The organism is Kitasatospora sp. NBC_00070 (assembly GCF_045041205.1).
GTDB lineage: Bacteria > Actinomycetota > Actinomycetes > Streptomycetales > Streptomycetaceae > Kitasatospora.
The window spans coordinates 3,392,324-3,413,246 of the sequence record NZ_CP108247.1; the positions used below are offsets into that span (position 1 = coordinate 3,392,324).

Annotated in this window: 21 protein-coding genes; 9 read left to right on the top strand and 12 right to left on the bottom strand. The window is 73.9% G+C overall.

Going from position 1 to position 20,923, the window contains the following annotated elements:
- Positions 1–14 precede the first annotated feature (14 nt).
- Entirely contained in the window at positions 15–533 is a 519-nt protein-coding gene (locus OHV05_RS15755) for a potassium channel family protein (RefSeq protein ID WP_405018233.1), read from the top strand.
- A gap of 221 nt (positions 534–754) precedes the next feature.
- On the opposite strand, the gene OHV05_RS15760 is transcribed toward OHV05_RS15755, so the two are convergent.
- The 3 genes from OHV05_RS15760 to OHV05_RS15770 form a co-directional block, all read right to left on the bottom strand.
- The gene (locus tag OHV05_RS15760; RefSeq protein ID WP_405018234.1) at positions 755–2,197 is read right to left on the bottom strand and encodes a protein kinase domain-containing protein; all 1,443 of its coding nucleotides are present in this window, start codon (positions 2,195–2,197) and stop codon (positions 755–757) included.
- 163 nt (positions 2,198–2,360) lie between these two features.
- Positions 2,361–3,242, bottom strand: coding sequence for a hypothetical protein (locus tag OHV05_RS15765; RefSeq protein WP_405018235.1), 882 nt, complete (start codon positions 3,240–3,242; stop codon positions 2,361–2,363).
- Entirely contained in the window at positions 3,239–3,925 is a 687-nt protein-coding gene (locus OHV05_RS15770; protein WP_405021474.1) for an RNA polymerase sigma factor, read from the bottom strand. Before OHV05_RS15770 ends, OHV05_RS15765 begins: the two co-directional genes overlap by 4 nt.
- Positions 3,926–4,076: 151 nt before the next feature.
- Here OHV05_RS15770 and OHV05_RS15775 point away from each other — a divergent pair, with 151 nt between their 5' ends.
- On the top strand, positions 4,077–4,778 hold the full coding sequence (locus tag OHV05_RS15775) for a hypothetical protein (protein WP_405018236.1): 702 nt from the start codon (positions 4,077–4,079) through the stop codon (positions 4,776–4,778).
- Positions 4,779–4,827: 49 nt separating this feature from the next.
- Entirely contained in the window at positions 4,828–5,526 is a 699-nt protein-coding gene (locus tag OHV05_RS15780; RefSeq protein WP_405018237.1) for a class I SAM-dependent DNA methyltransferase, read from the top strand.
- A 15-nt stretch (positions 5,527–5,541) separates the two neighbouring features.
- On the opposite strand, the gene OHV05_RS15785 is transcribed toward OHV05_RS15780, so the two are convergent.
- From OHV05_RS15785 to OHV05_RS15795, 3 genes are all read right to left on the bottom strand, one after another.
- A complete protein-coding gene (locus OHV05_RS15785) occupies positions 5,542–6,039 on the bottom strand; it encodes an NUDIX domain-containing protein (RefSeq protein WP_403038082.1) in 498 nt (165 codons plus the stop codon).
- A 105-nt stretch (positions 6,040–6,144) separates the two neighbouring features.
- Entirely contained in the window at positions 6,145–6,423 is a 279-nt protein-coding gene (locus tag OHV05_RS15790; protein WP_405018238.1) for a hypothetical protein, read from the bottom strand.
- A gap of 93 nt (positions 6,424–6,516) precedes the next feature.
- Positions 6,517–6,750 carry a hypothetical protein gene (locus OHV05_RS15795; protein ID WP_405018239.1) on the bottom strand — a complete coding sequence of 78 codons (234 nt, stop codon included), beginning with the start codon at positions 6,748–6,750 and terminating at the stop codon, positions 6,517–6,519.
- Between the two features lie 233 nt (positions 6,751–6,983).
- Here OHV05_RS15795 and OHV05_RS15800 point away from each other — a divergent pair, with 233 nt between their 5' ends.
- A complete protein-coding gene (locus tag OHV05_RS15800; RefSeq protein ID WP_405018240.1) occupies positions 6,984–7,535 on the top strand; it encodes a heme-binding protein in 552 nt (183 codons plus the stop codon).
- 189 nt (positions 7,536–7,724) lie between these two features.
- Here the strand turns inward: OHV05_RS15800 and OHV05_RS15805 are convergent, their stop codons facing one another.
- Complete coding sequence (locus tag OHV05_RS15805; protein ID WP_405018241.1) at positions 7,725–8,681, bottom strand: helix-turn-helix transcriptional regulator; 957 nt, start codon at positions 8,679–8,681, stop codon at positions 7,725–7,727.
- 87 nt (positions 8,682–8,768) lie between these two features.
- Here OHV05_RS15805 and OHV05_RS15810 point away from each other — a divergent pair, with 87 nt between their 5' ends.
- Complete coding sequence (locus tag OHV05_RS15810; protein WP_405018242.1) at positions 8,769–10,250, top strand: MFS transporter; 1,482 nt, start codon at positions 8,769–8,771, stop codon at positions 10,248–10,250.
- A 51-nt stretch (positions 10,251–10,301) separates the two neighbouring features.
- Here the strand turns inward: OHV05_RS15810 and OHV05_RS15815 are convergent, their stop codons facing one another.
- Entirely contained in the window at positions 10,302–11,522 is a 1,221-nt protein-coding gene (locus tag OHV05_RS15815) for an MFS transporter (protein ID WP_405018243.1), read from the bottom strand.
- A 149-nt stretch (positions 11,523–11,671) separates the two neighbouring features.
- On the opposite strand from OHV05_RS15815, the gene OHV05_RS15820 reads away from it, so the two are divergent.
- The gene (locus OHV05_RS15820) at positions 11,672–12,652 is read left to right on the top strand and encodes a DUF5937 family protein (protein WP_405018244.1); all 981 of its coding nucleotides are present in this window, start codon (positions 11,672–11,674) and stop codon (positions 12,650–12,652) included.
- Here OHV05_RS15820 and OHV05_RS15825 read toward each other — a convergent pair.
- Both OHV05_RS15825 and OHV05_RS15830 read right to left on the bottom strand, forming a co-directional pair.
- A complete protein-coding gene (locus tag OHV05_RS15825; RefSeq protein ID WP_405018245.1) occupies positions 12,642–13,817 on the bottom strand; it encodes a low temperature requirement protein A in 1,176 nt (391 codons plus the stop codon). The two genes, OHV05_RS15820 and OHV05_RS15825, sit on opposite strands and share 11 nt — an antisense overlap.
- A 125-nt stretch (positions 13,818–13,942) precedes the next feature.
- Positions 13,943–14,947, bottom strand: coding sequence for a LuxR C-terminal-related transcriptional regulator (locus tag OHV05_RS15830; protein WP_405018246.1), 1,005 nt, complete (start codon positions 14,945–14,947; stop codon positions 13,943–13,945).
- A gap of 300 nt (positions 14,948–15,247) precedes the next feature.
- On the opposite strand from OHV05_RS15830, the gene OHV05_RS15835 reads away from it, so the two are divergent.
- The 3 genes from OHV05_RS15835 to OHV05_RS15845 all read left to right on the top strand — a co-directional run bounded on the left by OHV05_RS15835 (position 15,248) and on the right by OHV05_RS15845 (position 16,805).
- The gene (locus OHV05_RS15835; protein WP_403038058.1) at positions 15,248–15,571 is read left to right on the top strand and encodes a hypothetical protein; all 324 of its coding nucleotides are present in this window, start codon (positions 15,248–15,250) and stop codon (positions 15,569–15,571) included.
- A gap of 266 nt (positions 15,572–15,837) precedes the next feature.
- Entirely contained in the window at positions 15,838–16,074 is a 237-nt protein-coding gene (locus OHV05_RS15840) for a hypothetical protein (RefSeq protein WP_405018247.1), read from the top strand.
- A 62-nt stretch (positions 16,075–16,136) separates the two neighbouring features.
- On the top strand, positions 16,137–16,805 hold the full coding sequence (locus tag OHV05_RS15845) for a response regulator (protein WP_403038053.1): 669 nt from the start codon (positions 16,137–16,139) through the stop codon (positions 16,803–16,805).
- Positions 16,806–17,097: 292 nt separating this feature from the next.
- On the opposite strand, the gene OHV05_RS15850 is transcribed toward OHV05_RS15845, so the two are convergent.
- Entirely contained in the window at positions 17,098–18,588 is a 1,491-nt protein-coding gene (locus OHV05_RS15850) for a SagB family peptide dehydrogenase (protein WP_405018248.1), read from the bottom strand.
- Between the two features lie 57 nt (positions 18,589–18,645).
- Complete coding sequence (locus tag OHV05_RS15855; protein ID WP_405018249.1) at positions 18,646–20,907, bottom strand: TOMM precursor leader peptide-binding protein; 2,262 nt, start codon at positions 20,905–20,907, stop codon at positions 18,646–18,648.
- Positions 20,908–20,923 lie beyond the last annotated feature (16 nt).

Consider the following 20,923-nt stretch of genomic DNA (forward strand, 5'->3'; position numbering starts at 1 on the left):
GGCGCGGAGTGCGGATGCCGTCCGAGAAGGTGGCCGACCGGCTGGGGCTGGCCTGCTCGGTCGCCGGGCCGGTGCTGCTGCTGACGCTGTACTTCACCGTGCCGTTGGACTTCTTCGGCCCCGAGCACCCGGCGGTCGGCTGGGTCACCTTCGGGGCCGGGCTGGCGGTGCTGGCCGGGTTGCTGCTGCGGGAGATCCGGCGGGAGCTGCTCGGGCTGCCGGGGCGGCCGACCCTGATGATCGTGCTGCTGAGCTGTCTCACCCTGGTGGTCTTCGCCTCCACCTACTACGGGCTCGCCAAGGCATCGGGGCAGTTCAGCGGGTTGCAGACCCGGGTCGACGCGCTCTACTTCACGGTCATCACGATGTCGACGGTGGGCTACGGGGACATCTCGCCGACCGGGCAGGAGGCCCGGATGGTGGTGATGCTGCAGATCCTCTACACACTGGTGTTCCTGACGGCAGGGGCGACGTCGATCACGCGGCGGATGCGGGGACGCTTCGTCGAACGGAACACCGAGCGGGAGCGCTAGCCGGGGCTCAGAGCAGCGCTTTTGGCAGGGCGCTTCGGGGCTACGGTCCAGGGGCTCGGGGAACTGCGAGGAGATCTGGCGTGCGGGTCACTGCGAAAGTGCCTGACCGCGCACGGACGGATCACCTGTTCCGAGGCCGGCGTCGCAGTTCCCCGAGCCCCTGACTCCGTAGCGGGCTGAGCACCTGCCAAAAGGTCGGTGTCGCCCACGCGGCGGAGCGGCTAGTCGACGGCGGCGAGGAGGAGGCTGAGTCTGGCTTGCCAGGTCTGGCTGGTGGGGGTGTCGATGGCGTGCTTCTTGGCGAGGTCGCGGACCAGGCGCTGGGCGTTGCGCAGGGAGTCCTGGGCGGCGTCCTGGTCGCGGCCGGTGAGGGCTTGGGCGGCCTGGTCGAGTTCGTCGAGGAGGGCGCGGTAGCGCTCGCGTTCCTTGCCGGTGTCCGCCTGGGCGACGGCGGCGCGCAGGGCGACCACGGCGGCGGCCGGGCCGAGCTTGGGGGTGGCGCTGGGCTTGCCGGTCGGGGTGGGGGTCGGCTTCGCGGAGGGGGTGGGGCTCGCGGACGGGGAGGGGGACGCGGTGACGCTCGGGGTCGAGGTGGCGGCGGCCTTGGCGGCGGGGACCTCGGGGCCGCCGAGGGTGAGCAGCCCGACCACGGCGGCGCCGGCGACGGCCACCAGGCCCGCCCCGGCGTAGGCCAGCGGGCGGCGGCTGCGGGCGGGTTCGGGGGTGCCGGGGTAGGCCACCGGCGGCAGGAAGGAGGTGCGCTGCTGGTCCTGGAAGGGCAGCGCCACCGGGGGCATCGCCCGGGTCGCGGCGAGCAGCTCGCCGGTCCGGTCGACGGGGGTGAACACCGGTACGGCGGCCAGCAGTTCGGCCCGGGCCGCAGCGGCCCCGGCCGGGCGGTCGGCCGGGTTCTTGGCGAGCAGCCGGAGCACCGCGGCGTCCAGGGCGGGCGGCAGTCCGGGCCGCCGGTAGGACGGCGGGGCGGGCTGTTCGGTGACGTGCCGGTAGGCGATGGCGACCGAGGTGTCGCCGGTGAACGGCGCCTCCCCGGTGAGCATTTCGGTCAGTACGCAGCCGACGGCGTACAGGTCGGAGCGGCCGTCCAGCGGGCTCGCGGTGGCCTGTTCGGGCGAGAGGTAGCCGGCCGTGCCGAGGACGGCGGCGGTCTGGGTCAGCTGGGCTCCGGAGGAACTCGCCCTGGCGATGCCGAAGTCCACCACCTTCACCCCGCCGTCGTGGGTGATCATGATGTTGCCCGGCTTGATGTCCCGGTGCACCAGCCCGGCGGCGTGCGCGACTTCGAGCGCCTCGCAGACCGCGGCCGCGATCCCGACCGCCCGTTCGACCGGCAACCAGGTTGTCTCGGCGATGAGTTGGCTCAGCGGCCGGCCGTGCACCAGCTCCATCACGATGTACGGGGAGCCCTGGTCCACGCCCGAGTCGAAGACGGTGACGATCCTCGGGTGGTGCAGCCGGGCGGCGTGCTGCGCCTCCTGGCCGAACCGTTCGGCGAACCGGGGGTCGTCCGCCAGACCGCCGTTCAGCACCTTGACCGCGACGGGGCGGCCCAGCTGGTGGTCGTGGCCCCGGTGGACGGTGGCCATGCCACCGACGCCGAGTATCTCCCCGAGCTCGTAACGCCCGTTCAGCGCACGTCCGATCACCGTCACCAGCTCCTTCCCCCGCTCGGCCGGAGGTCGTCGGATCGCCTCGCGCTCTGAGCACGATAGCGGCTGCCCCCGAACGGGCCGGCGGTACGGGTCGTGGTCCGGACGGACGGTGGATCCGGGGGGATGGACTTCACCCACCGTCCGTCCGGAGTCTGGGTCACCCCCGGTCGGCTCCGTCCGAACCCTCGCGGGTCGGGTGGCCGTCCGGTGGGTCGGTCTTTCCGCCCCGGCCGCCCGGGGACTTGGTGGCGAGCGCGCCGCCGAGCAGGCGGGCGCAGTACTCCGGCACGTCCTCGGGCTTGCCCGCCGCCGCGATCAGCGGGGCGAAGGCCGGGTCCCCGGCGAGGGCCTTGGCCCGGTCGCCGGCCAGCAGCCGTTGGCCCAGCGTCCGGCAGAGCCGCTCCAGCTCGGCCGGGGCGGCCGACGTGCCCGGGGTGCCAGGGGTACCCGGGGGCGTACCGGGCGGGCTGACCGCACCGCTCGGCACCACCGGGTCGGCCGTGCTGCGGCTCGGCGAGGGGCCGGCCGACCTGGAGCGGGCGGCCGGCGGAGTGGCGGACGGCAGGCTGAACGGCTGCCCGGTGGGGGCCTCGGTCCACGGCGCGGTGGCGCTCGGGAGCGAACTGACCGGCGCCTGGACCGCCTGGCCGCCGCCGCGACCGCCCGGCAGATGGGCGCCCGCGGCGACCGCGACACCGCCCAGCGCGGTGGCCACGCCCGCGACCAGCAGGGCCTTGGCGCTGAACGCCCTGGCCCGCGCGGTTGCGGTGGCTGCCATCGTGGTCCGTCTCCGGGGTGCTGCGGTGGACTGGTCCCGCACCGACCGAAACGCCGTCAGGGCCGCCTGCTCGCCGGGCAGTTCGCCGCCGCCGACTTCGGGGGCAGCGGCGGAGGCGATCAGCCCGGCGAGTGCCGCGTGGTCGGTGGGGACCGTACGGCCGGCGAGCCGGTCCTGACCGGCCGACGGGTCGGCCGGGGCCCCGGCGAGCAGTTGCTCGGCGGTGGCCCGGTCGATCCGTCGGGATCGGTTGGTGCTCATCTCATGTCCTTCAGCGTCGCGGACCGTCCTGCTGTCACACCCTGCGGCGGGTTCTTTTCGTCGGTGGTTCCCGGAGTTTGCTGCGCGGGGATGCCGGCCGCCCGGCCGCCGCTCTGCTCCAGCAGCTCGGCCAGCCGCCGCAGACCCCGGTGCGAGGCCATCCGGACCGACCCCGCCCGCTTGCCGAGCACCCGGGCCGCCCCGGCCGCGTCCAGCCCGAGCACCACCCGGAGCAGCACCGCCTCGGCCTGGTCCGGCGGCAGCCGGGATATCAGGGCGAGCGCGTCGGCGGTGGAGACCAGGGCCACCGCGCTCCCGGCGGTGTCCTCGACCGCCGCGAGCTCGGCCAGGTACTCGACCGGCAGGTCGGCGACCGGGCGGCGGCGGACCCGGCGCAGGTGGTCCATCGCCCGGTTCCGGGCGATGGTGGCCGCCCAGCCCCGGAAGCCGTCCGCGTCCCCCCGGAAGCCGCCCAGGTCGCGGGCGATCTGCAGCCACGCCTCGGAGGCGATGTCCTCGGCGTCCTCGGGGCCACCGCCGACCAGCACCCGCAGATAGCGCAGCAGGCCGGGCTGGACGGTCCGGAAGAGCAGCCGGAAGGCGTCCTCGTCACCGCACTGCGCCGCACGGACGGCTTCGGCGAGGTCGGGGGCCGGGGGTTCGGGACTGTGCACCCGCCACATCATGCGGCATCCCCGGGCGGGTCCAAAGGCCCCCTTTTCCCGGCCCTTCGCCCGCAGCGGATAGCTCTGCCCCGGACATAACTTGGATGGTGTACGAAGCGGGACGCCCCTCCGGCGCGCCTCCGCCCCACCCACCACCGAGGACGCCGCAATGACCGCTGCTCAGGAGCTCTTCGCCGAGGGGATGCGCGAGCACTTCGCGCCCGCCCTGCGGGCGCTGGGGCTGACCGACCAGCGCGGTTCGTTCGGCCTCCCCGCCCCGGACCACTGGGCCCTGCTCGGCGTACTGCCGCTGCACCGGGACACGGACGCGGTGCGCTACACCGTCACGCTCAGCCTGACCGCCAAGGCCGACCGGCCGGGCCCCGGCGAGCGCCCGGACCCGAACGCCCCGACCGGCGCCGAGCTCTGGCACGCCCGGATCGGCGAGCTGATGCCGGTGGACGACGAGATCTGCTGGGAGCTCTCGCCCGGGCCGCGCTGGCTGGTCGCCGTGGAGGACTCGGTGGCCGCCGTCCGGCACTACGCGCTGCCCGAACTCCGCCGCCGGCTGGCGGCCGCCGCCGCGACCGGGCCGGGCTCGTACACCGAGACCTACCTCTCCCCCGCCGAGCTGGAGGAGGTCAACGCCGCCCTGCTGACCGCCGCCGTGGCCCGGATCCAACGGGCCGAGCTGGTCGACAAGGCCGTGCTGCTGACCGGCGCCTGGAGCCGGTCCGACCCGGTGGCCCTGGAGGTGCTGACCGGCGTCGCAGAGGGCCTCCTGAGCGCCGGGGACGACCGCTTCCGGCAGGTCAGGTGCGTGGACTCGCTCGGCCGCGAGCTCTGGCTGTTCCGGGGCCCCGGCGGCTGAGCCGTTAATGGCTGGCGGCCCGGCCGCCGCAGCGTGAACACTGCGAGGCATGGCGCAATTCGCGGATTTCGACTCCCGTGGCTATCCGATGGTGGATGTCCGGACGGGATACGGGCAGTGGGTCGGCAGCTACGAGCGGACCGTCGAGGACCTGATGGACCTCGCGGTGCTGGAACGGCTGACGGTGCCGGACTGGGCAGCGGCCGGACGGGCCGCCGACCTCGGCTGCGGGACCGGGCGGACCGGGGTGTGGCTCTGGGCCCAGGGCGTCGGCGCGGTGGACGGGGTCGACCTCACCCCCGAGATGCTCGCCCTGGCCGGCGCCAAGGGCGCCCACGACCTGCTGGTGGAGGCCGACCTGGCCGCCACCGGGCTGCCGGGCGGCGGGTACGGCCTGGTGGTCTCCTCGCTGGTGGACGAGCACCTGGCCGACCTCACCCCGCTCTACCGCGAGGCGTACCGGCTGGCCGCCCCCGGCGGACTGTGCGTGCTGGTCGGCCTGCACCCGCAGTTCATCATGGCGGCCGGGATGCCCACCCACTTCACCACCGACGCCGGCGAGGACGTCGCCATCGACACCCACCTGCACCTGGTCAGCGACCACCTGACGGCCGCCCTGGCCGAGGGCTGGCAGCTGGCCGAGATGCGGGAGGGCACGGTCGGCGAGGAGTGGATCGCGCTGAAGCCCAAGTGGTCCCGGTTCCGGGGCGTCCCGGTCTCCGCCGCCTACGTCTGGCGCAAGGTCTGACCCCTGGTCCAGCGGTCAGAAACCGCCGGCGGGGGTGGTGACCATCCTGGTCCGGCCGTCCGCCAGGGCGGCCAGACCGGCCGCCAGCCGGGGCGCGCGGGTCGGGCCGAGCAGCACGGACGCCTCCTCGGGGGTGACCCAGCGGTGGTCGTCCAGCTCGCCCGCCGGAAGGGTGATCGGGCTGTCGGCGGGGATGGTGCCGAAGTCGAACAGGAAGTGCACGGCCGGGTGGGCGAGGTCCTCGGTCGGGTGGGTCCAGGCCACCGCGAGCAGCGTCCCGGCCCGGCCCACCAGACCCGTCTCCTCCAGCAGCTCCCGGCTCGCGCACTGCGCGGCGTCCTCGCCCCGGTCCACCGTCCCGCCGACGAACTGCCAGTCGGGGCGGTAGCCCGCCTTCACGATCAGCACCCGGCCCGCCGGGTCGCGGATCAGGCACCCCGCCGCCGCGAACACCCTCGGCAGCGAAGCCAGCCACTGGTCACGGGACTGCAGGGTGTGGCTCTCCTCGGACATCTGCGCTCTCCTCCGGCCGACGACGACGTGTGTCGCCCCACTCTCCCGCACCGGGGCACGCGGCGGGGCGGGCACCCGGATCACCGGACGCCCGCCCCGACGGTCTCAGTGCGCGGAGTGCTTCTCGGCGCCCCGGTGCCGGTGGCCGGGCAGCTCGGCGTGGTGGGCCGAGCCACCGAGCATCGCCGGGACGGCGAACGAACGACGGCCGCCGTGGCTGAAGGCCGCGTCCCCCGTCCGGGGGCCCGGCTCGCCGCCCAGCGTCCCTGGGCCGCCCGTCATCGGCGGCTGCGGCCCCGGATCGGCCACCATGCCACGACGTTGCAGCAGCTCCTGGGTGCCCCGGCGGAGCTTGGTCATGTTGCCCGTGGATCGCTTGGTCATCGTCGACCTCCGTTCGGCGACCGATCGCCCCGCCGGTGTGCGCGGCGATCCGGACGCCAGGCAGTTATGCCCGGATTCTAAGCTTTTATCCGATCAGCGGTATTCATCCTCGTCCAGCTCCACCACCCGGACCTGCTCGGCCGCGTCCGCGTCGTCCGCCGCGTCGGCGCCCAGCGAACGACGCTCCCGGAGCTGCTCGTAGTCGTCGCCCAGGTGCTCGGCGACCGCCCGCTCACCGTCCACCACCTCCTGCGCGACCGGCGCCGACTCCTCCTCGAAGTCGTCGAAGTCCTCGGGAAATTCGGGATTCTCGGGATTCTGGGGCATGGCGTCCCTCCCTGCTGATGCGGATCCCCGGCTTGCCCCGGGGGTCCTCTAGCAGTATCCGACTCCGGTGGCGCGACTGCGCACCCTCGCCGGGTGGGTGGTGTCGTATCAGCCGATCGGTTGACACCCGGGTCGGCTGTCGCGTCGACGGGTCCGGGGTCGCGGCCGGGTGAGGATCGAAGCAGAGCGGGAGCCGCAGGCTTCCGAAGGCGATCCGACGAGGAGCAACTCCCATGCAGAAGATGAGCGTTCGGACCCGGGTCCTGACCGGCGCGGTGACCCTGGCGGCGGTCGGGGCGGGCACCTTCGGTGCACTGTCCGCCTCCGCGGCCCCGCAGAGCGACCAGGCCAGGCCGGCCGCCGACGTACGGAAGTCCGAGACGGTCACCAGCACCCACCTGAGCGTCGCCGCCGCCACCAAGGCCGCCCAGGCCGCCCTGGCCGCCGCCGAGAAGGAGAACCAGCGGGTCACCGTCGCGGTGGTGGACCGGAACGGGAACACCCTGGTCACCCTGCGCGGCGACGGGGCCGGCCCGCAGTCGTACGAGTCGGCGGAGCGCAAGGCGTTCACGGCGGTGTCCTGGAACGCACCCACCTCCGAGCTGGTCAAGCGGCTCGCCCAGACCCCGAACCTGAAGGACATCCCCGGCACGCTGTTCCTCGGCGGCGGCGCTCCGGTCGCCTCGCAGGGCGCACCGATCGCGGGCATCGGCGTCGCGGGCGCCCCGAGCGGCGACCTCGACGAGAAGTTCGCCCAGGCCGGCGTCGCCGCCCTCGGCAAGTAACCCAGGCGCTCAACCGCCTACAGCGCCAGGGCTCTGCTGTAGGCAGGTGGTTCGGGAAAGGCAGGGGCTCGGGGCTCTGGGTAGTCGACCGCTGAGCGCCTGCCTACGGCACAGCCCCCGAGCCCCTGGACCGTAGATGCCCGAGCGCCTGCAAAAGGCGCAGCCCCGAGCCCCCGGCCGAGCATCTGCCTAGAGGGCCGCTGCGCGAACGGCGCGAGCCGCCAAGTCGGCGAGGTGGGTGCGGAGTTCGGCCGGTTCGTGGACCTCGAAGTCGCAGCCGAGGCCGGCCAGGCGGAGGGCGAACCACTCCAGGGAGTCGGTCCGGGTGCGGAGGCGGGTGCGGTCGGGGCCGAGGGCTTCGAGCTCGTCCCCCGGGAAGCCGAGGCGGTCCCGGAGGCGGTGCAGCGGGGCGTGCAGGGTGACCACGGCGGTGTGGCTGCGGGTGCGGTTGGTGAGCCGGGCGGCGACGTAGGCGCCGGCGTCCTCGGCCGGGAGCTCGCGGGGCTGGGTACGGATGCCGGTCGGCTGCGGTTCGCGGATCCGGTCGACCCGGAAGATCCGCCAGTCGTCCCGTTCGTTGTCGAAGGCCACCAGGTACCAGCGGCGGCCGGTCGCGACCAGGCGGTGCGGTTCGACCAGCCGCCTGGTCTCGGCCCCGTCGCCGGCCCGGTAGTGGAAGCGGAGCTTCTCCCGCCCGGTGGTGGCCGAGGCCAGCGTGGTGAGCACCTCGGGGTCGACCCGGGGACCGCCGCCGACCAGCGGGACGGTGGCCGCGTTCAGCGCACCGACCCGTTGGCGCAGCCGGGCGGGCAGCACCTGGACCAGCTTGGCCAGCGCCCGGACCGACGCCTCCTCGATCCCCTCGACCGCCTGCCCGGCGGCGGCCCGCAGACCGACCGCGATCGCCACCGCCTCCTCGTCGTCCAGCAGCAGCGGCGGCATCGCGGCACCGGCCACCAACCGGTAGCCGCCGATCGCGCCCTTGCTGGCCTCGACCGGGTAGCCGAGGTCGCGCAGCCGTTCGATGTCCCGGCGGATGGTGCGCGGGCTGACCCGCAGGCGGTCGGCCAGTTCGCTGCCGGGCCACTCGCGCGGGGTCTGGAGGAGCGAGAGCAGGCTGAGCAGCCTTGCCGGGGTGTCGGTCATGCGCCTCAGCATGCCGCACAAAGCGGCCAGGATCTGACCTAGATGGCAGGTAGCTTCGGTCCGTTCCCAGCCGAAGGAGTACCCCGCATGTCCCCCGTCACGGACGCCCCCGACCGCCGCCGCTGGCTGGCGCTCGCCGTGGTGATGACGGCCAGTCTGATGGACCTGGTCGACGTCACCATCGTCAACATCGCCATGCCGAGCATCCAGCAGGACCTGGGCGCGACGTACAGCACGCTGCAGTGGATCACCGCCGGGTACGCGCTGGCGTTCGCGATCGGTCTGATCACCGGCGGGCGGCTCGGCGACATCTACGGCCGCAAGCGGCTGTTCCTGATCGGGATCACCGGTTTCACCCTGGCCTCCGCGCTCTGCGGGCTGGCCGGCAGTCCGGAGATGCTGGTCGGCTCCCGGGTGCTGCAGGGGGCGACCGCCTCGCTGATGGTGCCTCAGGTGCTGTCGATCATCCATGTCACCTTCCCGGCGCACGAGCGCGGCAAGGTGTTCGGGATGTTCGGTGCGATGGTCGGGCTCGGGGCGGTGCTCGGGCCGCTGCTGGGCGCGCTGCTGACGGAGTGGGACCTGTTCGGCCTGGCCTGGCGGCCGATCTTCCTGGTCAACCTGCCGATCGGGATCGCCGGGCTGCTGCTGGGCGCGAAGTACGTCGGTGAGTCCAGGGCCCCGCAGGCGCTGAAGCTGGACCTGCTCGGGATGCTGCTGGCCGGGGCCGGTCTGCTGATGCTGCTCTACCCGCTGACCCAGGGCCGGGAGTCGGGCTGGCCGGTCCGGGGCTTCGTCTCGATGGGCCTGAGCCTGCCGGTGCTGGTGCTGTTCGTGGGGTACGAGAAGGCCAAGACCCGGCGGGACGGTTCGCCGCTGGTGGAGCTGGCGCTGTTCCGGGTGAAGAGCTTCGCGGCGGGCATCGGCGTGCAGCTGAGCTTCGGGATCGCCTCGGGCATCTTCTTCATGGTGTGGACCCTCTACATGCAGCTCGGGCTGGGCTGGAGCGCGCTGCGGGCCGGGCTGACCGGGGTGCCGTTCTCGCTCGCGGTGTCGGTGGCGGCGGGCCTGTCGGTGCAGGTGCTGGTGCCGAGGTTCGGCCGCCGGGTACTGCAGGCCGGGGCGCTGGTGATGGCCGCCGGGACGCTGATCTACCTGGCCGAGGCGGCCAGGTACGGCACCGGGATCGAGTCCTGGCAGATGGCGCTGCCGCTGGTGGTGATGGGTCTCGGGATGGGCCTGATCGTCGCCCCGCTGACCGACCTGGTGCTCTCCGAGGTGCCGCGCGAGCACTCCGGCTCGGCCTCCGGACTGATCAACACCACCCAGCAGTTGGGCGTCGCGCTGGGCCTCGGGCTCTCCTCGGTGGCGTTCTTCACCGTGGTGGACGCGGCCGACCCGGCCGTCCAGGCGATGGGCCCGGTCTTCGTGGACGCCTTCCAGCACGCGCTGTGGTGGGTGAGCGGCGGGCTGCTGCTGGTCTTCGCGCTGGTCTTCGCCCTGCCCCGGCGGGCCCCGCGTCCGGCCGTCGAGGCCGAGGCGCCCGAGCAGGAGCTGGTCCTGGTCTGACGACCGCTCGGCGAGCCCGGTACGGAACATCCGTACCGGGCCCGTCCCCGTTCAGGCCGCCGCGACCAGCTCGGCGGCCGCCGGGCGGGCCGGGGTCAGCCGTTCCAGCAGCAGCAGGGCGGGCACCGCCAGCAGGCTGAGGCCGATCAGGAACAGCCACGGCCGGCCGGAGCCGCCGGCCAGCAGCAGGGTGAGCAGGGCGGGGGCCACGGTCTGGCCGAAGGTCCAGGAGAGCTGATAGACCGCCAGGTACCGGCCGCGCAGCTGCTCGGGGGCGAGCGCGACGCTCAACTCCTCGGCGAACGGCGTCGCCACCGTCTCCGCCAGGGTGTAGACCAGCATGGCCAGGAAGAGACCGGCCGGCACCGCCCAGCCCGGGGCGTGGGCCAGCACCGCGAAGGTGCCGAAGGCCAGCGTGTTGATCCCGCAGGCCGCGATGATCACCCGGGTCGGCCGGAACCGCTCCAGCCAGCGGCTCACCACGGTCTGGGTGAGCGCGGCCTGAGCACCGTTCAGCACCAGCAGCCCACCGGCGAGCCAGGCCTCCCGGTGCAGGCCCTCGGTGATGTAGACGGCCAGCAGCAGGCTGAGGATCAGCGAGCCGAAGACGAAGCAGACGTTGATCCCCACCAGCAGCAGGTAGCGCCGGTCGCGGAGCACCGTCCGGTAACCGCCCCCGGCGGCGGCCCGGGCCGGGAACGGCCGGACCGCCGGGCGCCAGCGCCACAGCAGCAGGACGGCGACCAGGTAGCTGACCGCGTTGGCCGCCACCACCCCGCGCAGTCCGGCGGTGCCGCCGAGGCCGACCAGGAAGGCGCCGAGCGCGCCGCCGAGCCCCAGGCCGACGTTGCGCAGCATGTGCAGCATGGCGAACCAGCGCGGCCGCTCCGACCCGTCCGCCGCCAGCACCACCAGGCCGGTGCTGGACGTCCAGTAGGTCACCGCGCCGACCTGGGCCAGCCAGGCGGCCGCCACGATCTGCCAGACCTGATGGCTCACCAGGAAGCCCGCGTACCCGGCCGCCGAGATCAGGTTGCCCGCCAGCGCCACGGCGCGGGCGCCCCAGCGGTCGATCAGCGGACCGACCGTCACCGCCGTCGGCACCGCGAGCAGCCGGGCCAGCGTGAGCGCCCCGCCGATCACCGGCAGCGAGAGCTCGGTGGTGCGGGCGAAGTAGACCAGCACGAACGCGAGCACCAGTCCGCTGCCCAGGCTGTCGATCACGGCGGCCCCGACCAGACCGCCGTTCCCCGCCACTCGGGGCAGGCCCAATCTCCGCAAGGTACGCATGGCCGACGGCCCCCTCATCCAGGACGCTGACCGGTCTGCTGGAATGGGTGCCGGTCGCGGGTCCGACCCTGTCAGCGCGGCCCCGGGGCGCCCACAGATTTCGTCCTGCTCGAATCGTCCGGAGGCGGACCGTGCTCACCCTGCAGTTCTCCGCCCAGGACCTGGCCAGGACCCGGTTCGGCCACTCCCCGCTCTGGGAGGTGGTGACCAGCGTCGAGGCGCTCAAGGACCCCGGCGGCAAACCGCTGCACCTGGGCTGGGCCCGCGAGACCCGGGCCGCCCTGCCGGCCGTGGACCTCTCGCTGCTGTTCGCCCTGGTGCCGATCCCCACGCTGTACGTGCCGAGCTTCCTGACGCCCGTCCCGCAGACCGAATCGCCCTCGCTGGAGCAGGAGTTGGCCGTCCTGACGGCCACTCCGGCGGAGACCGTCCGGGCCGACCTGGCGCTGCTCGACGGTCCGCTGCCCGCGCCGCTGGTCGCCCTGCACCGGGACCCGGCCGGCGAACTGGCCCGGCTGGCGGACCAGGTCCTGGCCTACTGGGAGGTCGCCCTCCGACCGCACTGGAGCCGGATCCGCCGCCTGGTCGAGGGGGAAATCCTGTACCGGGCCCGGTCGATCGCCCACGGCGGTGCCGCCGAGCTGTTCGCGGAACTGCACCCGCAGGTCAGCTGGTCCGACGACACCCTGCGGGTCAGGCACCGCTACTACGAGGCCACCCGCACCCTGGACGGCGGCCGGGGACTGGTGCTGGTGCCCACCGTCTTCGTCTGGCCCGGTGTGTTCTCCCAGAGCACCCCGCCCCGGCAGCCCGGCCTGGTCTATCCGCCGCGCGGCATCGCCACGCTCTGGGAGCGCCCCCGGGACCGGGCCCCGGACGCGCTGGCCGCCCTGCTCGGCCGCTCCCGGGCCGGACTGCTCGCCGAGCTCGACTCCCCCGCCTCCACCACCGAACTCGCCGCCCGGACCGGGATGCCGGCCCCGACCGTCTCGCACCACCTGACCACGCTCCGCGCGGCCGGTCTGGCCGTCTCGCACCGGACCGGCCGCACCGTGCTCTACCTGCGCACCCCGCTCGGCGAGGCGCTGCTCGCCGGGGGCGCTACCCCGTGACCCGGCGGCGGCCCGGCAGTCGGAGCAGCGGCAGCGGGCGGCCGGTCTCCACGATGAACGCCTCCGCCCCGTTGACCGCGCCGAGCACCAGCACCACCAGGACCGCCGTGACCAGTTGCGGCCCGGCCGAGGCGGCCGACGCCACGGCCAGGCAGGCCAGCACCCCCGCCGTACGCGGCACCGCCGCCGCGCCGAACATCCGCCAGCGGGCGTAGCAGAACCCGGCCAGGTAGAGCGCGGCGCCCGGCGCCAGCATGAACTGCGCGAGCTCGTGCGGCCGTTGCAGCGGGTGCGCGAGCAGCTCCTCCAGTCCGACCGCCATCAGGATGATCGCCACCGCGTATGCCAGGTGGGCGTAGCTGAACACGTCCCGGACGATCCTGGCCTGCACCGGATCGACGTCCAGGCTGTACCGGGCCGCCGGGGCGCCGTAGTGGAAGTAGGTCCACCAGAGCTGGACGATCAGCACGAACGCCACCCCCAGGGTGGCCAGCGGGACCGCGCCGAGGTGCCCGTCCGAGAGGTGGCCGCCGGCGGCGATCACCGTCTCACCGAGCGCCATGATGACGAACAGGCCGAACCGCTCGGGCAGATGGGAGGTCTCGAACCTGGCCCGGTCCAGCCGCCGGCCCAGCAGCGCCGTGCCGAGCACCTCGATCACCGCGCCGGCCGCCCACAACACCTGGCGCGGCCCGCCGTCCAGCAGGGCGCCCGCCAGGAACAGCGGCCCGCTGACCAGCAGGCTGACCGAGAACGGCTCGATCCGCAGCCCGCCGAAGGTCGGCCACTGCCGCATCCGCTGCCACAGGATCAGCCGCATCAGCAGGTAGCAGACGCCGAACAGCAGGCCCCGCTCCCCCAGTGCGTCCGGGACCGCCACGCTCATCCCCAGTCCGCAGGCCGCGAGCGCGAACACCAACAGCCGCCCGGGCACCCCGTCCAGGCTCTCGCCCGTCGCGTTGCCCAGCAGGGCCGCGCCGACCCAGCCCATCCAGAGCGGCAGGAAGAGCATGATCGCGAGTGCCACGTCCAGCAGCGAGTGCGCGTGCGCGAGTGCCACCGCGATCTGGGTGATGGCGAAGACCCACACCAGGTCGAAGAACAACTCCGCCCAGGTGACCCGCTGTTCGCCGCGCTCCGGGCCGCCGCCCACCTCGTCCGACATCCCCGTCGCCCCCTTCGACCCTCGGCCGCTCCCCGCGCGCCCGGGCCCCACCGTGCTCAGTCGCCCCACCGTACGACATCCGGAATCCGCCAACCTCGGTGCGGGTGGCCGGAAGTGGCCGGACGTCAGCGCGAGGTGGTCTCGCCGAGCCAACCGAGGGCGGCGACCTGGATGCCGGCCTGGAAGCGGCTGCGGGCGTCCACCCGGACCATCAGGTCGGCCATCATCCGGCGGACGGTGCGCAGCGAGACGCCGAGCCGCTGGCCGGCCCGCTCGTCGGTGAGCCCCTCGGCCAGCAGCCGGAGCAGCTCCCGCTCCTGCGCGGTGAGACCGTGCGGATCACGTTGCACCGTCTCGCCCAAGGTGCGGGCCTGGTCCCAGAGTTGCTCGAACAGGGCGCGCAGGGCGGCGATCACGCCGGGGCTGTGCAGCAGGACCGCACCCTTGCGCGGGTCCTCCGGGTCGATCGGGACGATGGCCGTGGCGTTGTCGACCAGGATCATCCGCAGCGGCAGGGTGGGCGTGGTCCGGACGGCGCCGCCCAGACCGTGCAGCCAGCGGGCGTACTGCACGGTGGCGGGGTCGTTGCGGACGCTGTCCTGGTAGATGGTGCGCATCCGGACGCCGCGCTCCAGGGTCTCCAGGTCGAGGGCCCGGCTGGCCTCCATCACCTGCGGCGGCTGCGGGCCGCCGGGCGCCAGCGCGAGCACCTCGGCCGTTGCGTCGGAGGCGAGTTGGACCAGTCGGCCGCGGACCTCGCCGAGGTCGGCGATCAGCTCCACCCCCGACTGGCTGCTGGGGGCGCGGACGCTCGCGTACTCGGCCATCAGACCGGCCATCGCGGCCCGGCTGCGCTCGATCTCCTGCTGGCGGCGGGCCGCCTCGGCCTCCTGCCGGGCCAGCAGCGTGGCCAGCCCGAGCTCCGGGTTGACGGCGCGCCAGCGGTCCTCGGCACCGGTGGGCCTGGTGAGCGCCAGGTCGGCCAGGTGGTCGAGCGCGGCCCTGACCTCGGGCTCGCGCGCCTCCAGCCGGTCGGCGATGCCCTGGGTGTCCAGCTCGGGATGGAGCAGCATCGTCCGGTACACCGCTTCGCCGAACGGGTCGAGACCCATCGGCTGGGAGTCGGTCAACGCCCCGTCACCAGAAGTGCGGACCACATCACACCCTCCCCGTGACCGGAATCGAACCGGTCGATCTTCCGCAGTCCCTGACAGGCGGTCAGCGTACCGTCACGAGAAGGAACATAGAACAGTCTTACGGACAATCGCGGGGGTCCGATGGACGAACCGTGAAGGACGGGCATCCGGCGGGGTCCCGGTGGCGGAATCCCCCGTACCGGGTCGGGGGACCCGCGACATGTTGCTGCCAGGCGTCGACATGCCACCGGAAACTGCCGGTCGGTGCGCCGCCGGTGCCGCACGCTTGCAGGTGTGTATGCGATTCGCGCCCACCTGGAGACGCCCGGCGGCCGACCGTCCGGTGCCCCGGTGGCACCGGTCGTGCGGGACGGTCTGGAGCGTGGGCTCCGAGGACCGGCCCGGCTGAGCCACGCACGGATCCGGGTGACGCCGCAGCAGTTGGACGCGGTGGTCTTCGTGGCGGCCGGCAATCTGCTGGACGCCGAGGACGGGCTGCGCGACGCCTGGCACGAACTGACCAGCAGCGGCGGCGTCCTGAGCGGCTGGCACCTTCTGCACTGCGAGGCGGACGCCCGGATCGCGCTCGGCCTGCACGAGCTGCCCAGCCACCCCTGACGGCATCCTGGCCGGTCAGAGCGGGTTTCCCGGCCCTGGCACCAACTGACCCGAGCTGGCCTCAGAGTGTCACGGCACTGTGGTGCCAGCTCCGGGTGCTGACAGGGACCACCTCGGGCGGCCACTCTCATGGTGTCGGCAAGAACGACGGACCGGAACACCGGGACAGCAGCCCCTCAGGGGCCCGGTACGGACCGCCGCCGCGCACCACGGATCCCCGGAAGCAGCCCGGGGCTCAACGAAACGCGAGAGGATCGGGCACCCCCATGACGCAGAAGGTCCGTTTTATCACGATTGTCGCCCTGGGTTTCAGCGTCCTGACCGGTACCGCCGCCGCCGTCCAGCTGGCGAGCCCGGCCCCGACCGCCGTCGTCCTGACGGCCGACGGTGCCCCCGGCGACCTGGCCACCGCAGGCCAGCCGGCCCCCCTGCCCGCTCCCGCCGCCACCACCACCCCGGTCCCGATCCCCACCGGCACCCAGGGCACCTGGGGCTGGGGCTGAGCCGACCGACACCACCCCGCCCGACCGTTCGCCCGACACTTCAACGCCACCGAGGTAGCCGGATGATCACCCTCCTGGACCACCCCCCGTACCGTTCGGCCCCGGCCCCCTCCGCCGGGACCCCCACCGTGAGCGTCCTGCTCGCCGACGGACACCACCTGTTCCGTTCGGGGCTCGGCGCCCTGCTCGACCGGGAGGCCGACCTCGCCGTGGTCGCCGAGTCGACCAACGCCGAGGAGGCCGCCGCCGAGGCCGCCCGGACCAGGCCGACCGTCGCCGTGCTCGACCCGGATCTGCCCGGACCCGGCGGACCCGCCACCGCCGCCCTGATCCGCGACCGCGCACCGGGCACCGCCGTCCTGCTGCTCATCGCGGTACCGCGCTCCTCCGACCTGCAGCGTGCGGTCGCCGACGGCGTCGCCGGGGTGCTGCTCAAGGACGTACCGCCGGGGGCGCTGATCTCCGCGGTCCGCGAACTCGCCCGGGGCGGACGGGTGTACGACCCCCGCCTGGTCGCGGACGTGGTCCGGCCGGCCGCGATGCCGCTCACCCCGCGTGAGCTGACCGTGCTCGGCCACGTGGCCGACGGGGCCACCATCACCGAGGTCGCGGCCGCGCTGTCGCTCTCCCCGGGGACGGTGCGCAACTACGTCTCGGCCGCGATCGCCAAGACCCACGGGCGGAACCGCTGCGACGCGATCCGGATCGCCCGCGAACACGGGTGGCTCTGAGCCACCACCGGACATGCCGATGCCCCGCCACTCCACGGCGGGGCATCGGCTTTTGGGCACGCGGTTCGGAAGACATGGACCCGGGGCTGCGCTGTTTGCAGACGCTCCGGGTCTACGGTCCAGGGGCTCGGGGAACTGCGAGGAGATCTGGCGCTCGGGTCACTGCGAAAGTGCCTGACCACCTACGCACGGATCACCTTGCAAGGGCCGGCGTCGCCCACGCGGCGGAGCCGCACATCGGCAGAGCCCCGAGCCCCTGGTGGTGCACCACGTGCCAAAAGGTCGGCGTCGCTCAACTCGCGCGGGAGGTCGTCACGATGTCGTTGAAGCCGTGGGCCGTGCGGGGCACGTCCGCCGGGCGGCTGCCGATCAGGAACTCGCCGACCGAGGACTCCGCCGTCCAGTCCAGGCCGAGTGCCCGGGCCGCCGCGTCGGTGTCGCCCGAGCCGAGGCCGCACGGCGCCAGCCCCATCGCGGTGGCCACCAGGTACAGCGTCTGGTAGACCACGCCGACGTGCTTGAGCGTCAGCGCGTACGCGATCTGGCTGTACTTCCAGGACAGCCGCCCGAACCGGGAGGTGACGGTCAGCAGCACCTGCGGGTCCACCGCGCATCCGGTGGCCCGCCAGGCCGCCGTCATCAGCTCGCGGAACGCCGCCTCGTCGCCGGCCCCGGCGAACGGCCGCGGCCGCAGGCGGTGGGCCGCCGCGTCGTAGCGGTAGACGCCCGGCACCAGGCCGTCGCAGCGCACCACCGAGAGGTAGACCTCCAGTTCACCGGTCGCGCCGCCGGCCGGGTAGGGCCGGTCCACGATGTCGTAGCCGTGCGGGTCGGACGGGTCGCCCGGCACGATCCGGCGGACCCGGGCCACCCGGTACAGCAGCTCGCCCAACTGGGCCAGCGTCACCGGGGTCTCGGCGTACGAGCGGACCGAGCGGCGGCCCTCCAGCACCTCGCTCAGCGCGGGGTCACGGGCCAGCACCTCGTCCCAGTCCGGTACCGGCAGGTCGATCCCGGTGCCGTCCTCCCGGGCCCCCACGCCCGGGATCGCGGGGAGTTGGGCGATGTCGGTGTGCGCGAACACCCCGCCGCTCGGGTAGTCGTGCCGGCCCGGGCGGCTGCGGGCGTGGAACAGCAGGTCGTGGAAGTCCCAGAGCGGCGGCTCGCCGGTCGCGCCGTCGTCCAGGAACCCGGCGCCCGCCAGCAGCCCGGCCAGCGCCTGGCCGGCCGGCTGGCTGATCCCGGCCAGCATGGCTGCTTCCGCCACCGAGCGGTTGGCCGTCACCGCCGCGACGAACGCCCCCGCCGCCGGCTGGTGCAGGGTCAGCCGGAACGGCGCCATCGGCGACTCCAGCACGCACGCCCCGGCGTGCTCCTCGGGCAGCCGGCGCAGGTAGGCGAACCGGGACAGCACCACGGAGGCCGGCGGGCGGACCAGGCCGGGCAGACCGGCCGCCCGGGCGATCGGTACGGCGGTCGCCAACGGCTCGCCGAGCGGGTCGGCGATGGTCGTGGTGACCAGGTAGGGGAACCGACTCAGCAGGTGGAACAACCTGCCGCCGTCGGCGAGTTCGTCGACGTCGAGATGGGTCCGGGTGAGTGCGGCGAGCCGCTGGACGGTTTCGGCGCCGAGCGCGTGCACGCGCTGACGGCCCCAGGGGTGGCTGAGCTCCAGGTCCTCGCCCTGCGCGGTCACCTCCACCTCCGGGCGCAGCCGCAGCAGCGTGCGCGGCGTCCCGCCCTCGGCGGTGAGGTCGTGGGGCAGCTGTTCGGTCACGGTCATCGGGTACCTCTTTCCGGGCTGGACGGGCCGCCGCCGAGGGGCGGCGGCCCGGCGTCGTCAGATGAAGATCGGGATCGGGTTGAGCTCCTCCTCCGGGGTGGGCGTATCGAGCCAGCCCAGCGCCACCGGCACGTCGTACAGCCGGCCGGGTCCGAACCTGGCCCAGAAGTGCCGCATCCCCGGGACGATCACCTTGGCCACCGGCAGACCGATGTCGGGGCGGGTCTGGTCGAGCACCAGGAACTCCATCCCGCGCTCCTCGACCAGGCGTTGGACCAGCGCCAGGTCGTCGGCGAGGTCGTCGCCGGCCAGCTTCGCCCAGCGGGCCGGGCCGGCCGCCGCGGCCGCCGGGTCGGGCAGCAGGTAGGGCTGGTTGGCCACGGTCGCGGTGGTCCACCACTCCTTCTGCTCCCGGTCGGCGCCCGCGTAGGTCACGGTGCCGTCCGCGTCGCCCGCCACCGGGCCGAGGAACTGGTTCATCTCGGTGAGCGCCCGGGTGAGCGCGATGTGCGGGTCGAGGTGTGCCCCGAAGGCGATCAGGATGTCCTCGGCGGGCTTGTCGGTCCGCCGGGAGAACGCGCCGACCACCGGGATGCCGAAGTCCGAGGTGAGGTCGAGCGCCCAGATCTCACGGTTCAACCCACGGTAGATGTCGCGGAGTTGGTCGATGTACGGGTCGCCGAAGGCGTCCAGGTCGACGGCCGGCCGCTGCACCCGGTTGTACCACCAGAGCGCCACCGCGTCCCGCTCGACCAGCTCCAGGAAGCCCTGCAGGGTGGCGTCCTCGAAGGAGGTGCCGGCCGCGCAGCCGTTGGAGTCACCGGCCGCGAAGAAGCCGTCGTGGTGCCGGTAGCCGTAGTACAGCGCCATGGTGGGCAGCCAGCGGGTCCGCTGCTCGGTCAGCGACCAGGCCGGGGACCACTCGATCCGGTCGTCCTCGCGGAACCGCTCGGGGATGGTGTTGAACATCGAGGGCTTGCCGTTCCACCGGCCCCGCTCGGCGAACTGGCGCTCGCTGTAGAGCAGCGAGTCGGCGGGGTGGATCGCGGCGTCGCCCAGCTCGGTGAAGCTGGCGGTGCGGCGGGCCTCGTCGCCCTGGAAGACCCCGGAGTACCGCTCCATCGCCTCGCCGAGCGCACTGGCCCTGGCCTGCACGTCGGTGCGGCCCTTGCCGCAGCTGACCGAGCGCAGCCCGGTCCGGAGCTGGCGCAGGTCGCCGCTGCGCCGGGACAGGTTCTGCCCGGAGACGTACACCCGCAGCCCGGTGGGGGTCCGCCCGGCCGGCACCAGCGAGGTCACCACGCCGGTGACCGGGGAGAGTTGGGGCTTGTACCGGTCCAGCATGTCCTCCGGCGAGGCGGACCGGTGGCCGCCGTCGGCGGTGTACGCCTTCGGGCGGCGCTCGAAGCTCACCGGGGCCGACTGCCGTGCCGCCACCAGCCCTTCGTCGCCGCAGGACGGGCACTGCGGACGGCGGATCAGCCGGTGCCGCTCGGTCTCCAGCAGCACGGTGTCCAGGGTGAGCACGACCGGCTCGGCCGGGCGCACCCCGGCCAGCCACTTGGCCGCCTCCAGCGCGGCCAGCTGGACACCGGTGCCGAGGGTGGCCGCCAGGTGGGCGCCGGCGGTGGAGATCGGGCCGTCCTGGCCCAGCCGGTGCTGCAGGTAGCTGAGCGACTGGCGGTTGGCGGACAGCCGGTGGGCCAGGCACTCCCAGCAGCCGGTGGTCCCGTCCTGGTCGGCCTCACCCGGCACGAACACCGGGCCGACCCAGACGATCGAGCCGACCGGACGGGCCAGCAGCCAGGGCTGCCCGCTCTCCCGGGCCTCCCGGTCGCGCTCGGCCAGGCCGGGGTGCAGGTAGTCCTCGGTCAGCGCGACCGTGAACCCGGCGGTCGGGTCCACCGTCACCCCGGCGGCGGCCAGCGCGGCCAGGAAGGGCGCCGGGTCCAGGTCGCCGTAGACCTCGACCCTGGCCCGGGCGGTGCGCAGCGCGGTGCTCGCGGCGGCGCCGTCCAACCCGGCCATCTCGAAGTAGGCGGCCCCGGCCGCGTCCTCGACCGGGCCGGTGTCGGCCAGGTAGCCCCGCTCGCGGAGCCGGTCGACGGCGATCCGCACCTTGTCGGCGGGCACCGTGTCGCGCAGCACCTCGCCGATCTGCTCGGCCGTGCGGGTGCCGTCCAGCAGTGGTGCGAGGGTCTGGGCGAGCCCGCCGTCCACCACCGAGACGCCACGCTCGGAGACCAGGTAGACGGCCTCGCCGTCCACCACGTAAGGGGTGTAGTGGTGCTTGAAACCGATCGCGGATGTGTTGGGCATGGCTGGTACCTCTGAT

Bases quoted from the DNA above. Each gene is read 5' to 3' on its own strand.
- OHV05_RS15755 (WP_405018233.1), top strand. From the start codon at position 15: ATGCCGTCCGAGAAGGTGGCCGACCGGCTGGGGCTGGCCTGCTCGGTC.
- OHV05_RS15765 (WP_405018235.1), bottom strand. From the start codon at position 3,242: ATGAGCACCAACCGATCCCGACGGATCGACCGGGCCACCGCCGAGCAA.
- OHV05_RS15770 (WP_405021474.1), bottom strand. From the start codon at position 3,925: ATGTGGCGGGTGCACAGTCCCGAACCCCCGGCCCCCGACCTCGCCGAA.
- OHV05_RS15775 (WP_405018236.1), top strand. From the start codon at position 4,077: ATGACCGCTGCTCAGGAGCTCTTCGCCGAGGGGATGCGCGAGCACTTC.
- OHV05_RS15780 (WP_405018237.1), top strand. From the start codon at position 4,828: ATGGCGCAATTCGCGGATTTCGACTCCCGTGGCTATCCGATGGTGGAT.
- OHV05_RS15785 (WP_403038082.1), bottom strand. From the start codon at position 6,039: ATGTCCGAGGAGAGCCACACCCTGCAGTCCCGTGACCAGTGGCTGGCT.
- OHV05_RS15790 (WP_405018238.1), bottom strand. From the start codon at position 6,423: ATGACCAAGCGATCCACGGGCAACATGACCAAGCTCCGCCGGGGCACC.
- OHV05_RS15795 (WP_405018239.1), bottom strand. From the start codon at position 6,750: ATGCCCCAGAATCCCGAGAATCCCGAATTTCCCGAGGACTTCGACGAC.
- OHV05_RS15800 (WP_405018240.1), top strand. From the start codon at position 6,984: ATGCAGAAGATGAGCGTTCGGACCCGGGTCCTGACCGGCGCGGTGACC.
- OHV05_RS15805 (WP_405018241.1), bottom strand. From the start codon at position 8,681: ATGACCGACACCCCGGCAAGGCTGCTCAGCCTGCTCTCGCTCCTCCAG.
- OHV05_RS15810 (WP_405018242.1), top strand. From the start codon at position 8,769: ATGTCCCCCGTCACGGACGCCCCCGACCGCCGCCGCTGGCTGGCGCTC.
- OHV05_RS15825 (WP_405018245.1), bottom strand. From the start codon at position 13,817: ATGTCGGACGAGGTGGGCGGCGGCCCGGAGCGCGGCGAACAGCGGGTC.
- OHV05_RS15840 (WP_405018247.1), top strand. From the start codon at position 15,838: ATGACGCAGAAGGTCCGTTTTATCACGATTGTCGCCCTGGGTTTCAGC.
- OHV05_RS15845 (WP_403038053.1), top strand. From the start codon at position 16,137: ATGATCACCCTCCTGGACCACCCCCCGTACCGTTCGGCCCCGGCCCCC.
- OHV05_RS15850 (WP_405018248.1), bottom strand. From the start codon at position 18,588: ATGACCGTGACCGAACAGCTGCCCCACGACCTCACCGCCGAGGGCGGG.
- OHV05_RS15855 (WP_405018249.1), bottom strand. From the start codon at position 20,907: ATGCCCAACACATCCGCGATCGGTTTCAAGCACCACTACACCCCTTAC.